10 protein-coding genes are annotated in these 13,580 nt (G+C 60.9%); 2 read left to right on the top strand and 8 right to left on the bottom strand.

Translation table 11 applies throughout. From position 1 onward, the window contains the following. The 5 genes from IZV00_RS00130 to IZV00_RS00110 all read right to left on the bottom strand — a co-directional run bounded on the left by IZV00_RS00130 (window position 1) and on the right by IZV00_RS00110 (window position 6,834). A complete protein-coding gene (locus IZV00_RS00130) occupies window positions 1-1,614 on the bottom strand; it encodes a GAF domain-containing sensor histidine kinase (protein ID WP_196225235.1) in 1,614 nt (537 codons plus the stop codon). A gap of 244 nt (window positions 1,615-1,858) precedes the next feature. Further along, complete coding sequence (locus IZV00_RS00125) at window positions 1,859-2,356, bottom strand: energy transducer TonB family protein (protein ID WP_196225234.1); 498 nt, start codon at window positions 2,354-2,356, stop codon at window positions 1,859-1,861. A 280-nt stretch (window positions 2,357-2,636) separates the two neighbouring features. After that, a complete protein-coding gene (locus tag IZV00_RS00120) occupies window positions 2,637-4,256 on the bottom strand; it encodes an NAD(P)/FAD-dependent oxidoreductase (RefSeq protein WP_196225233.1) in 1,620 nt (539 codons plus the stop codon). A 65-nt stretch (window positions 4,257-4,321) separates the two neighbouring features. Beyond that, window positions 4,322-6,370, bottom strand: coding sequence for a TonB-dependent receptor family protein (locus IZV00_RS00115; RefSeq protein WP_196225232.1), 2,049 nt, complete (start codon window positions 6,368-6,370; stop codon window positions 4,322-4,324). 53 nt (window positions 6,371-6,423) lie between these two features. Then, window positions 6,424-6,834 carry a DUF2946 family protein gene (locus IZV00_RS00110; RefSeq protein ID WP_196225231.1) on the bottom strand — a complete coding sequence of 137 codons (411 nt, stop codon included), beginning with the start codon at window positions 6,832-6,834 and terminating at the stop codon, window positions 6,424-6,426. 97 nt (window positions 6,835-6,931) lie between these two features. Between IZV00_RS00110 and IZV00_RS00105 the strand changes: the two genes are divergently transcribed. Then, window positions 6,932-7,342, top strand: coding sequence for a MerR family transcriptional regulator (locus IZV00_RS00105; RefSeq protein ID WP_196225230.1), 411 nt, complete (start codon window positions 6,932-6,934; stop codon window positions 7,340-7,342). Window positions 7,343-7,376: 34 nt separating this feature from the next. Continuing rightward, window positions 7,377-9,179, top strand: a complete 1,803-nt coding sequence (locus IZV00_RS00100; RefSeq protein ID WP_196225229.1) for an acyl-CoA dehydrogenase C-terminal domain-containing protein — start codon at window positions 7,377-7,379, stop codon at window positions 9,177-9,179. A 9-nt stretch (window positions 9,180-9,188) separates the two neighbouring features. On the opposite strand, the gene IZV00_RS00095 is transcribed toward IZV00_RS00100, so the two are convergent. From IZV00_RS00095 to dnaK, 3 genes are all read right to left on the bottom strand, one after another. Next, complete coding sequence (locus IZV00_RS00095; RefSeq protein WP_196225228.1) at window positions 9,189-10,058, bottom strand: sterol desaturase family protein; 870 nt, start codon at window positions 10,056-10,058, stop codon at window positions 9,189-9,191. 374 nt (window positions 10,059-10,432) lie between these two features. After that, window positions 10,433-11,572, bottom strand: a complete 1,140-nt coding sequence (gene dnaJ / locus IZV00_RS00090; protein ID WP_196225227.1) for a molecular chaperone DnaJ — start codon at window positions 11,570-11,572, stop codon at window positions 10,433-10,435. Window positions 11,573-11,670: 98 nt separating this feature from the next. Continuing rightward, the gene (gene dnaK, locus IZV00_RS00085) at window positions 11,671-13,569 is read right to left on the bottom strand and encodes a molecular chaperone DnaK (protein ID WP_196225226.1); all 1,899 of its coding nucleotides are present in this window, start codon (window positions 13,567-13,569) and stop codon (window positions 11,671-11,673) included. Window positions 13,570-13,580 lie beyond the last annotated feature (11 nt).

Below are 13,580 nucleotides of genomic sequence, written 5' to 3'. Positions count from 1 at the left end.
TCACAGCGGCAATTCGACAATAAACGTCGCCCCTGTTCCCGCCGCGGAATCCAGCGCGATGCTTCCGCCATGCGCCTCTACGATGCCCTTGCTGATCGCCAAGCCAAGGCCAGTGCCCGCATGGCCATGCTGATGCGCACCGTCCTCCTGCTCGAAACGCTTGAATAGCCGTGCGCGAAACTCCGGCGAAATCCCCGGCCCCTCGTCAGCAACGCTGATGCGCGCGACGTCCCCCGCCCGCTCAAGGGAGACATGGACGGTCCCACCCGAGGGCGAGAATTTGCAAGCGTTGGATAAAAGGTTGGCCATCACCTGACACAGGCGATTGCCATCAACCTTCGCGACGACCGCTTCAGCCGGGTGGTCGAATTCAAGCTTAACGCCGAAACGCTCGGCATATGGCCCAATCTGCTCGATCGCCTCGGTCAGCAGCAAGCCCAATTCCCGCTCGTCAAAATGAAAGACCAGCTTCCCGGATTGAAGCTTGTCCATGTCCAGCAGGTCATTGACCAGATGAATCAGTCGTTCCGCATTCTTGCTGCCGATTGCGACCAGTTGTTTGGCCCTGTCAGGCAACTCCCCAGCGGCGCCACCCGCCATTAGTCCCAATGCGCCGGAGATCGCGGTCAATGGCGTGCGCAATTCGTGACTGACGGTCGATACCAGCTCGTCCTTCAGGCGGTTGATCTGCCGCTCCTGCGTCACATCCCGCGCCGTCATGATGAACCGCCCCCCACGTATCGATTCCCGGCGGATATCGAGGATGCGACCGTCCCTGCGCTGAATCTCCAACCGACGACTGTCGCTCGTGCGGATGGACTCGACAAAGCCCGCGACGATCTGATCCGGATCGCCGGGTCCCAGTTCGCCGCGCTGTGCGGTCAGGCGGATAAGCTCACGTGCGTCCCTTCCGCCCGTCACGCTATCGGGAGCATAGTCGAACAGATCGACAAAGGCCTGGTTCCACAGCATCAGCCGCAGGTCCCGATCTACCACCGCGACGCCGCCACTCACATTTTCCACCGTCAGCTTCAGCAACTGGCGTTCGTCATCAAGCTTGCGGCGATGTTCGTCAGCCGCAAATCCTTCGACCCGCAATTCTATCAGGTCGATCACCGTCCTCGCCAACTGGGCGAGCCGCCGCCGATCCTTCTCGCTGAAATCACGCGGTTTGTAGTCGACGATGCACAAGGTCCCGAGCGGCTGACCATTGGCCACCCGCAAGGGCGCACCAGCGTAGAAGCGGACATGCGGCGGCCCCGTGACCAGCGGGTTGCCACGAAACCTCGGATCCTTCGTCGCATCCGGCACCACCATGACGTCCGGTTGCAGGATCGCGAAGGCGCAAAAGGCAACATCCCGCGAGGTATGTGTTTCATCAATGCCGCACGCACCGCGAAAACATTGCGTGTCCGAACCCACGATCGACACCAGCGACATGGGCACATCGAACAGGTCAGCTGCGAACTGGGTTATATCGTCGAACGGGCGTTCCCGCCCGATGCCGCCAAGCCGGTAATGTTCCAGTGCTCGCAACCGATCAGCCTCATCCGCCGGGATGGGAGGCTTCACCACCTCGGTGCCCTTGGGCTGCCGCTCCTGCATCGTTGGCATCGGTCCTCAAGTCCCGCTTATGATCACGGCACCAATCGACACCTTAACTGGAATGAAATCAACACCTTCCTTGAGGATCAATGTTAAAGCGGGTCGGGATCGAGATGATCGCGGGTAAAGCCGGTGCCATTGTGAAGATCGAAAATGAAGGCGGCGCATGGCATGGGGAACGCCGCCTTTGACGGTAAGTTTCACGCTGCTCAAGACGCACACTACATGCGCGCGCCTGGAGCCGACTTTGCTGCTATTTACGCGCCGCGAGGAGGATCGGCCGATCGGCCGCCGCCTGCGCAAAGTGTTGAGCGCGCAAACTGCTCAGCATATTGTCCCTGTCCGTCGCATCATTCGCCACAATCACCCATGCCTCGAACTTCGACCCAGGGCGCACCTCCTGCGGTAAGGGGTAAAGCGATCCCATCGATCGGATAGCGCGCATCGATATGCGATCGACACTGCGGGATGCCGAAGAGCCCGCCAGAGAAATATTTTCCGGCCGCCCTTGTTCTCCCAGACGGAACTGCACGCGGGAATATCCGATCGATGCTCCGTCACGATAAAGGGACGTTGCCTGACGGATGCTCCGAGACAATCTTGATGCTGTCCGATCCGTCCACTTTTCATAGCTTATTGCGCTTTTATCGGGTGCCACCACCGTCAGTTGCCCAGATCCCTGCCTGGCATCTGCCGCCATCGGCACAGCCAAACAGACGCAAAGCGCCGCCATCACAGGCTTGGCATACATAGAGGCCTCCTCTGTTTCTCTAGCAATTTTTACTGAAAAGCCGCTGCGGCAGCGTCGGACCGGCCGAGAGCAGCGGCTGCTTATATATTGCAAAGCCGCCTGCCCGGGTAACAAATTATCACCAATGAAGTCATAGGCATAAAAATTATTTCATCGAAGCTAAATTTATCGATCGAAAGTAACTTGGCCGCTTAACTTGTTTGAGCTTGCTAAAAGACAGCGTTAAACCGCTACCCTCATTGGATTTTGACGGACTTCCCTTACGGCAACGCCGCACGACTCAGGTGGAAATCGCCAAGCCGACGGCTTCCCCAACCTTGATGCCATCAATGGCCGCCGACAATATGCCACCTGCATAGCCTGCGCCTTCGCCAGCCGGGTAAAGTCCGGCCACATTCAGGCTCTGAAAATCCCTGCCGCGTGTGATGCGGATAGGGGATGAGGTTCGAGTTTCGACACCGGTCATGACCGCATCGGGGTGATCATAATTGGCAATCTGTCGGCCAAATGCAGGCAGCGCCTCGCGAAAGGCATCGATCGCAAAGTCAGGCAGGCAGAGGGACAGATCGGTCATGGTGACGCCCGGCTTGTAGGAAGGGACCACTTCCCCCAGCGTCGTGGAGGGACGCCGCGCCATGAAATCGCCGACCTTTTGGCCTGGAGCCCAGTAGGAGGAGCCGCCCGCGACAAAGGCCTGACTTTCCCAATGCCGCTGAAGGTCGATGCCCGCCAAAGGTCCTCCGGGGAAATCACGCTCCGGCTCTATGCCAACCACCAGGCCTGAATTGGCGTTGAATTCCGCACGGCTATATTGGCTCATGCCGTTGGTGACGACACGCCCCTCTTCAGACGTGGCAGCGACCACGCGCCCCCCCGGACACATGCAGAAGCTGTAAACGGTGCGGCCATTCTCGCAATGATGCGCGAGGCTGTAGGCTGCTGCTCCAAGTACCGGGTGACCCGCGCATTTGCCATAGCGGGCTCGATCGATCCAGCTTTGTGGATGTTCGATCCGCACCCCTATTGAAAAGGGCTTGGCTTCGATATGAACACCGCGCCGGTGCAACATCTCGAAAGTCGGGCGGGCGCTGTGTCCGACGGCAAGCACAACATGGTCGGCCTCTATAAAGCTGCCGTCGGAAAGATGCAGTCCGCGCAGGCGCTGCGTTCCGTCGCCTTGCCGCTCCATCTCCAGCTCATCGACCTTGTGCTGCCAGCGATATTCGCCGCCCAGCTGCTCGATCTGGCGGCGCAGGCTTTCGACCATGCTGACAAGGCGAAACGTCCCGATATGAGGGTGCGCTTCGGTCAATATGTCTTCAGGCGCGCCCGCCGCGACAAATTCCTCCAGCACCTTGCGGCCCAGGAAACGCGGATCCTTCACACGGCAATACAGCTTGCCATCCGAAAAGGTGCCCGCGCCACCTTCCCCGAACTGGACATTGCTGTCGGGATTCAGTTCGGCTCGCCGCCAAAGACCCCAAGTATCCTTGGTCCTCTCCCGCACGACCTTGCCACGGTCGAGGATTATGGGCCGGAAGCCCATCTGCGCGAGGATCAGTCCCGCGAAAAGCCCACATGGGCCTGCGCCCACGACGACCGGGCGCTTCCCCGACCAGCCTTGTGGCGCATGCGTGACAAAGCGGTAGTCGGTGTCCGGGCGGCGGCGCACATCGTGGTCGCCCGCCAGCCGTTCAAGCACCGCAGCCTCGTCCATCAACTCGACATCGACAGTATAAACCAGCTGGATCGCAGTCTTTCGCCGGGCATCATTGCCCCGGCGCACGATGACGTGACGGACGAGGTCCGATGCCTCAATTCCCAGCCGCTCGCAAATGGCGGCAGGCATCGCATCGGCCGGGTGGTCGAGGGGCAACTTTAGGCCGGATAGACGCAACATGGCGCCGCCTCTAGCCGCATTTACCGCCCCGCTCCACCCCCTCATGAGGATAGGCCGCTGCCTTTTCAGAGACGCGCGCGCACGCCCGCATAGACCGCCCGGCGTTCGATGGGATAGAAGGCCGCACTGGCCTGGTTCCCAGGCGTAAGGGGATCGTCCGTCTTGTAGCTTACAAGCGCTCCGATATCGCCTATCGCTCGCTTACCCGTCAGATTGCGTGCATCGACGAACAGGCTGACGCCCTTCGTCAACTGCGCCTGCGCCCCGATGTTGAACGTCGCATAGCCATCAACCCGCTTGCTATTGTTATAATCGACCCAGGCACCCTGCGGCACCCATTCCACAGCCGGAGCGATGCTGGCGCGATCGGTTCCCAGCTTGACTTCCGCGCGGTAGAAATGACGTGGCACGACGGGGAGGCGATTGTTGCCGAATTGCGCGTCATTCCGGAAACGGAAGTCGCTATACTGGTAGACCTGCCGCAACGTCGCCCAAGGCGCGAGCTTCAGGTCCAGCGCGGCCTCGATGCCCTGGTGCCGTGTCCGGCCCGCGTTGAATGTTGCCGCCGGAATGACGCCCGGCTGAACATTATATTGCAGCAACTCGCCTTTCAGGTCCGCGCGATAGAGGCTTATGTCCCAATGGGCTGGACCCATGCTGCCACGCGTGCCGATTTCCGCCGTCCAGGCCCGCTGCGCATCGAGTGGCGTGAAGCCGGGCAGCGGTCCTCCTGGCCCAGCCGCAATCTGGCCCAGTTCGATGAAGCCAGGCAACTCCACAGACCGGCTGTAATTTGCGTAGACCTGTACCTTCTGAGAGGATGCATACAGAATCCCGAATTTAGGAGCGAAGCTATCGAACTTCGCCTCGCCGCTTCGTAAAGGCGCTAGGCGATTGTCCAGCCGCCTCTCTCCATGCGTATAGATGCCACCCGCGATCAGCCATAAGCCCTGAACCGGAGCGATCCTGGCCTCCGCATAGCTGTTGATCGTCTGCGCCCGCGCCTTTTGCATGGACGTGAGAGCGCCCGCTTTGCCGTCGATATTAACAAACTGCCGGAAATCACCGTGGCCAAAACGTGCCTGCGTCCCCAGCGTTAGTTCTACCGGGAGCCCCCGCACCTCTCCCGAAAGGTCAAGGCTGGCGAACAGTCCACGATCCTCCGATTTCTGATCGACCACCTGATAAATGGGATGGTTCAGAGCCTTCGCATTGAAATAGGCGCCAAAGGCCAGTCGACCGCCGTCCAGTTCAACCGTGGTGCGGTTCTGAAACCGGATGGAATCGATGTTGCGCGCCTGATCACCTGCGAAATTGCCCTTGATTGGGTCATTCAGCGCATCCACCTCGGTCAGCGCTCCCGACAGCTTCTGCCGGATCGTTTGGGCGCTGACATAGAAACGGGTTTCCACTCGATCGTTCAACTTGATCCCAACATTGCCGTTGAAACGCAAAGCGCGTCTCTCTCCGTGAGCGCGATCCCCATCGGACCTGTCGGCGGTAATCGCTGCCCAGGCGTCACCACGAGCATCGGCATAACCATAGGCCGCCTTCGCACGCAGCGTATCGAACGAGCCCCCATCCATGCGCAACTCCGCGCCCGGCATCGTCCGTCCGGTCGGTGTCACCGCATTGATGGCGCCACCCAATGTCGATCCGCCAAGTCGCAGCGCATTGCCGCCGCGATAGACCTCCAGATGCTGGAACACCTGCGGGTCCAGTTCCTGAAAGTCTCCATTGTCGTCGGCCATGTTGATCGGGATGCCATCCTGCAACAGCGTCAGGCCCCGCATATGGAAGCTCCGCGACAGCCCCGAACCGCGTATCGAAATGCGCACCTCCTGACCAAAGCGCGGTTGCGTGTAGACACCTGCGGAGAAGGCCAGCGCGTCGCGCAGCGATACGGCCAGCTTGTCCTCGAAATCCTTGGCAGCAACGACATCGGCGCCGCCCGCCGTCCGGCTTATATGGGTAACGGCGTCCTCTACCGTAGGACTGGCGGTTACGATGATACGGCCCTCATCGCCAGCTTCATCAGCAAAAGCTGGGGTGGAAAGCGGCGAACAGGCAAGGGCGCACAGCGACACGCTGCGCAAAGCGGTAAATGCAGACATGAATTCATCCTCAAGAAAATCGTGCCGCGCTCAGCGCGGCATAAACGACAGCTTCAGGAGGACAGGGGAGGACCGGATGATGGCGGGGGCGGTGCGGCAAGTCGGGCGATCAGCCCTGTCTTGAGCGCGAATGCGATAGGCCCGAAAACAGTCTGCCACACTGGCAGTGGCAGATCAGCCAGAATCAGCGGAGGAACCACCGGCTGAACCGAGGCGGCAAAGGAGCAATGCTGCTGAACCGGGCCGCCATCATCCTGCGAATGATGTTCTTTCCCCGGCGCTTGTTCGCGATAGACCAGGACGCTGACCGCGCCCTGCCCCGTACAGAGGGTCACCATCATGCCCCGCTCCGTACGAACCGGCATGAAGCCGACGGGCGTAATCAACTGGATGGCCAGGACAAGCAGCGCCAACGCGGCCAGCAAGCCCCGCGCGACCTCCGATTGTCTGATTGCCCCCGTCATCAGGCGCCGCTTAACCTGCCCCCGCGCTTCTGTCATCAGGCCAAATTGCCGCAGATCGCACTTGACGTTAACGTAAAGCTTTCCTAGCTAAGACGCCATGGACCAGCGCAGCAGCATCGCGGGCATCGAACTGCCCGATCACAAGGAACGGCAGAGCTACACGATCACCGACCTGTCGGAGGAGTTTGGCGTCACGGCCCGCGCCCTGCGCTTCTATGAGGATGAAGGGCTGATCGCACCGGAACGTCATGGCCTCGCCCGCATCTATTCGCGCCGTGACCGCGCTAGGCTTGCCTGGATCCTGCGTGGCAAAAGGGTCGGCTTCAGCCTCGCCGAGATCCGCGAAATGATCGACCTTTACGATGCGGATGAGGAACATGAGGAGCAGCGGCGCGTCACAGTCGCCAAATGCAAGGCTCGCATCGAACTGCTCACCCGCCAGAAAAGCGACATAGATGCCGCCATCGCGGAACTTTCGGGCTTTGTCGCGGCTCTCGACAAGCCCTGAACATTCGCGACGAAAAGATAACCGGAGAAGATTGATGCCCAGCTATTCCGCCCCGATTCGCGAAACGCGCTTCATACTCGACCATGTGGTGGGCCTTGATCGCTATACCCATCTGCCCGGCTTTGAGAGCGCGACGCCGGATCTGGTGGATGCCATCCTTACAGAGGGCGCGAAGGTTGCTGAGGAAGTACTCTTTCCGCTCAATGCCGTCGGCGACAAGGAAGGGTGCGTTCGAAACCCGGATGGCAGCGTCACGACGCCACCGGGCTTCAAACAGGCATTCGACACCTATGTCGAGGGTGGCTGGACCACGCTGCACGCGCCGGTCGAATATGGTGGACAAGGCCTACCCAATATCGTCGCTTCGGCTGTCGGCGAATATGTGCTGTCGGCCAATCACAGCTTCGAAATGTATCATGGCCTGACCAGCGGGGCGGTCTCCGCTCTGCTCGCCAAGGGCAGCGAAGAACAGAAGCAGAAATATCTCCCCAACATGGTGTCTGGCAAATGGACGGGCACGATGAACCTGACCGAACCCCATGCGGGCACAGACCTTGGCCTCATCAAGACCAAGGCGGTGAGGCAGGATGACGGCAGCTATGCCATCACCGGCACGAAGATTTTCATCTCGTCGGGCGAGCAGGACCTGACCGAGAATATCATCCACCTCGTCCTCGCCAAGACGCCGGACGCGCCGGAAGGCAGCAGGGGCATATCGCTGTTCGTCGTGCCCAAGTTCATCGTTAAGGACGACGGATCGTTGGGTGAGCGCAACGCGGTGTCGTGCGGATCGCTCGAACACAAGATGGGCATTCACGGCAACGCGACCTGCGTCATGAATTATGACGGCGCCAAGGGATGGATCGTAGGCGAGGAGAATAAGGGCCTCGCCGCCATGTTCATTATGATGAACGCCGCGCGCATGTGGGTAGGCATGCAGGGGCTTGGCCAGGCGGAAATCGCGTTCCAGAACGCGGTCCATTATGCGCGCGACCGGCGGCAAGGCCGTGCGCTGACCGGCCCGCAAGACAAAGACGAAAAAGCCGATACGCTGTTCGTCCACCCCGATGTGCGGCGCATGCTGATGGAGGCGAAGGCGCTGACCGAAGGGCTGCGCGCGCTGATGCTGTGGGGCGCGTTGCAGGTCGATCTGGCGCAGCATGCCGCGAGCGAGGAGGAACGGCAGGCCGCTGATGATCTCGTCCAGCTGCTGACCCCGGTGCTGAAAGGCTATGGCACCGACAAGGGCTTCGACGTTGCGGTCATGTGCCAGCAGGTATTCGGCGGTCATGGCTACATCTGGGAAAATGGCGCCGAACAATATGTACGCGACGCCCGTATTGCCCAAATTTACGAAGGCACCAACGGCGTGCAGGCGATGGACCTCGTCGGCCGCAAGCTGCCGATGAATGGCGGCCGGACTTTGCAGGCTTTCCTGAAGATCGTTGCGGACGAGGTCGCGGAGGCGAAGAGCAACCCGAAACTGGCTGGCGTGGCTGAAGCGCTGGAGATGGCCAGCGGGCAGTTGGGCGCAGCGACCATGTGGCTGATGCAGAATGCGATGCAGAACCCTAATAATGCAGGGGCTGGCGCGGTGCATTATATGCATATCCTGGGCATCGTTTCGACCGGCCTTATGTGGCTGCGCATGGCGAAGGCAGCTGCTGCGCTGCTGGAAGCGGGCGAAGGTGATGCGCGCTATCTGGAGGCGAAGCTGGTCACGGCGCGCTTCTTTGCCGAGCGCATTATGCCCGATGCTGGCGCGTTGAGGCGGAAGATAGAGGGTGGCGCGGAAAGCCTGATGGCGATTGATCCGGATATGTTCCTGCCTGCCTGATCCTGCCTTTCAGGTCCGGCGCCGCAGCAACCGTACGACGCCGCGCTGCGCGGGGGTAAATTGCGCACGCCACAGCGTGCGGTGCTTGTCGCCATCCGTGCCAAGGCCCGTCGGCCCGAAATCGTCGCGCTGCGGACGGTGATAGGTGCCGAAGATGATGTCGAACAGCGGGAAGACATCGGCGAAGTTGCTATCGTGATGGGCGGGATCGACCGAATGATGGATGCGGTGAACCTGCGGCGTCACGAGGATGCGGTCGAGCCAGGGCAGGCGCACCCGGATCGCGCTGTGGTAGAACATGGAAAGCAGGCTGAGGAACAGGCTCGACCATAAAGCCGCCTCGCCCGCCTGCGCCGCATTCATGTCGAACAGCAATCCCAGGGTGAAGGCCGGGAAGAGAGCGATCCACGCGGCTTGGAGGAAATGGTCCCGTGCGTAGGTCGAGCAGTTCATAATCTCGTCGCTATGATGCAGCTTGTGGAACTCCCACAGGAAGCCGAGCCGATGTTCAATCCGGTGAGCCCAGTAGAACCAGATGTCGTGCAGGAGGAGCGGTAGCAGGATCATCGCGGCGATCTTCAACAGCGGCCCTGCCATCGGCAGTGCACCGATATCGTCATAGGAAAAGCCGAAGGGCTGCCACGGCAGATAGGCCCGCAGCGCCTCACCGGCCATTCCCGCTGCGACACCGGCAGGCAGGGCGAGATAGATCGTCGAAAGAGCGATCAGGATGTTGAGACCATAGTCGCGCCATCCGGGCCTGCGGTTCGCTGGCCAAATCTGTTCGGCTATGATGAAGGGGATCAACATGAAGGGGAGCGCGATGATGGCAGGCAGAGCCTCCTGCGCGGCGCGGCTCATGGCTGCGGCGAAGTCCATCCTCATCCCCCTGTGCCGGGGCTTTATCGCCCCAGTGTGCGGCAGGGATCCTAGCAGAGACAAAATCGTACGTAAACGTGTGTTTTTTGATGCCTTTTTGCGATGTGGCGGCCTGTCAGCAGATTGTGCTTTGTCTGAGGGGCTGAGAGGGGCGAGCGGACATTGAAATCCTCCCCACGCTTCGCGCAAGGACGATTTGGGGAAGGTCCGCGTCTGGTCGCCTTCAACCGAAAATATCTGTTCGCCCTGTCAGAACGAGCCACTTGGTTCGGTGCAATGCTGGTAGCGAATCGGCCGTATAAAGAGCCTGAAATATAAAAGCCGGGGCAGTTTGTCCTGCGCCCGGCCCGTCACCAACTCAGCGGTTAGATCGCTCAGTCGCCCCACAATTCCTTGAGCTTGCTGAAGAAGCCTGTCGACTGTGGGCATTCCTCGCCGGTTTCCGTTTCGCGGAAGGCTTCGAGCAGTTCCTTCTGCTTGGCGGAGAGGCGGGTCGGGGTTTCGACATCGACCTGGATGACGAGGTCACCCTGCCCTCGCCCGTTCAGCACCGGCATGCCCGCGCCGCGCTGACGGATTTGCTTGCCCGATTGGATGCCGCTCGGGATCTTGATCTCATGCCGCTGGCCGTCGAGGCCGGGCACTTCGATGCAACCGCCGAGTGCCGCCGTGGTGAAGCTGACCGGTGCGCGGCAGAAGAGCGTCGTGCCGTCGCGTTCGAAGAGTGTGTGCCGCTTCACATGCAGGAAGATGTAGAGGTCGCCCGCAGGTGCGCCGCGCGCGCCTGCTTCGCCTTCGCCCGATAGGCGGATGCGGGTGCCTTCATCGACGCCAGCCGGGATGTTGACGGACAGCGTCTTGGGCTTGTCCACGCGGCCTTCGCCGCGACAGCTGCGGCAGGGGCTCTCGATCACCTGGCCAGCACCGTGGCAACCGGGGCAAGTGCGCTCCACCACGAAGAAGCCCTGCTGCGCCCGTACCTGGCCATGACCGCCGCAGGTGCCGCAGGTCTTGACGCCGGTGCCGGGCTGCGCACCCGATCCGTCGCAGCTTTCGCAGGAGGCGGAGACTTCGATCTCTATCTCGGTCTTCTTGCCATGATAGGCTTCGTCGAGCGTGATCTCCATGTCGTAGCGCAAGTCCGCGCCGCGCCGCTGCGTCTGACGGCCGCCGCCGCCAAAGCCGCTCTGGCCGAAGATCGTCTCGAAAATATCGCCAAGGTCGGAAAAGCCGCCCGCGCCGCCGCGCCCGTTGAAGCCGCCGCCACCGCCGCCATTCTGGGCGTTGGTATAGGCAGCGTGGCCATAACGGTCGTAAGCTGCGCGCTTTTGCGGGTCCTTCAGGCACTCATAGGCTTCGGAGACGGCCTTGAACTTGGCCTCGCCGTCGCTGCATCCCCCGGTCTTATCCGGGTGATATTTCATCGCTAGCTTGCGATAGGCGCTCTTGATCGTGCCTGCGTCTGCCGAGCGCTCGACCTCGAGCAATTCGTAATAGTCCAATTCGCTACTCATTTCGCCCCCGGCGCGCGCACGTCCCTCGGCTTCGCCCGGCACGAACGGCTACCATAACCGTTCGGTTCGAGCGAAGTCGAGAACCGTTTCATCGGGCCTTATGCCTTGTTGTCGTCTACTTCCGAAAACTCGGCGTCCACGACATCGTCATCAGCCTTCGGAGCTTCAGCGCCCGGAGCCGAGGCCTGAGCCTGTTCCTTCTCGTAAATCGCCTGGCCGAGCTTCATCGCGACCTGGGCGAGTTCCTGTGCCTTGGCCTTCATCGCTTCGGCGTCGCCGCCTTCCACAGCAGACTTGGTCGCGGCGATCGCGGTTTCGATCTCGGACTTCAGGCCAGCATCTACCTTGTCGCCATGCTCATTGAGCTGCTGTTCAGTGGTGTGGATCAGGCTTTCGGCATTGTTCTTCGCCTCTGCGCCTTCGCGCCGCTTCTTGTCCTCGTCAGCAAAGCGTTCGGCGTCCTTGACCATCTGTTCGATGTCGGCATCGGACAAACCGCCCGAAGCCTGGATACGAATCTGCTGCTCCTTGCCCGTGCCCTTGTCCTTGGCATGGACGTTGACCAGGCCGTTGGCGTCGATGTCGAAGGTGACCTCGATCTGCGGCACGCCGCGCGGCGCGGGCGGGATGCCGACCAGATCGAACTGGCCGAGCAGCTTGTTGTCCGCCGCCATTTCACGCTCGCCCTGGAACACGCGGATCGTCACCGCCTGCTGATTGTCGTCGGCGGTGGAGTAGACCTGCGACTTCTTGGCCGGGATGGTGGTGTTGCGGTCGATCATGCGCGTGAACACGCCGCCCAGCGTTTCGATACCGAGCGACAGCGGAGTCACGTCGAGCAGCAGCACATCCTTGACGTCGCCCTGCAGCACGCCCGCCTGAATTGCCGCGCCCATGGCGACGACTTCGTCAGGGTTCACGCCGGTGTGCGGTTCCTTGCCGAAAAATTCCTTCACGGCCTCTCGCACCTTGGGCATGCGGGTCATGCCGCCCACCAGCACCACTTCGCTGATCTCGCTGGCGGAGATGCCAGCATCGGCCAGCGCCTTCTTGCACGGGTCCATGGTGCGCTTGATGAGGTCCGTCACCAGACGTTCCAGATCGGCGCGGGTGATGTTCTTCACCAGATGCTTGGGACCATTCTGGTCGGCGGTGATGAAGGGCAGGTTGACTTCGGTCGATTGCGCTGAGGACAGTTCGATCTTCGCCTTTTCGGCCGCTTCCTTCAGACGCTGGAGCGCCAGCTTGTCCTTGGTGAGGTCGATGCCCTCATCCTTCTTGAAGCCCTCGGCCAGATATTCGACCAGCTTCGCGTCGAAATCCTCGCCGCCCAGGAAGGTGTCACCGTTGGTGGACTTCACTTCGAACACGCCGTCGCCGATTTCGAGGATCGAGATGTCGAAGGTGCCGCCGCCAAGGTCATAGACGGCGATAGTCTTGCCGTCCTGCTTGTCGAGGCCATAGGCCAGCGCAGCCGCAGTCGGTTCGTTGATAATGCGCAGCACTTCCAGGCCCGCGATCTGGCCGGCGTCCTTGGTCGCCTGACGCTGGGCGTCGTTGAAGTAGGCCGGAACGGTGATGACCGCCTGAGTGACCGTCTCGCCGAGATAGCTCTCGGCGGTTTCCTTCATCTTCTGAAGCGTGAAGGCAGAAATCTGCGAAGGCGAATAATCCTTGCCGCCCGCCTGGACCCATGCGTCGCCATTGCCACCCTTCACGATGTGATAGGGGACAAGCTCCATGTCCTTCTTGGTGGTCGGATCATCGAAACGGCGGCCGATCAGGCGCTTCACCGCGAAAATCGTGTTGTCCGGATTGGTGACGGCCTGGCGCTTGGCAGGCTGACCGATCAGGCGCTCGCCATCCTTGGTGAAGGCAACGATCGACGGCGTGGTGCGCGCGCCTTCCGCATTTTCGATCACTTTGGGCTTGCCGCCATCCATTACAGCCACGCAGCTGTTGGTGGTGCCAAGGTCAATGCCGATTACTTTTCCCATCTTGTCCTCTT

Origin of the sequence: Sphingobium sp. Cam5-1 (genome assembly GCF_015693305.1) — a bacterium.
Lineage (GTDB): Bacteria > Pseudomonadota > Alphaproteobacteria > Sphingomonadales > Sphingomonadaceae > Sphingobium.
This window is presented reverse-complemented; position numbering and strand designations above follow the sequence as displayed.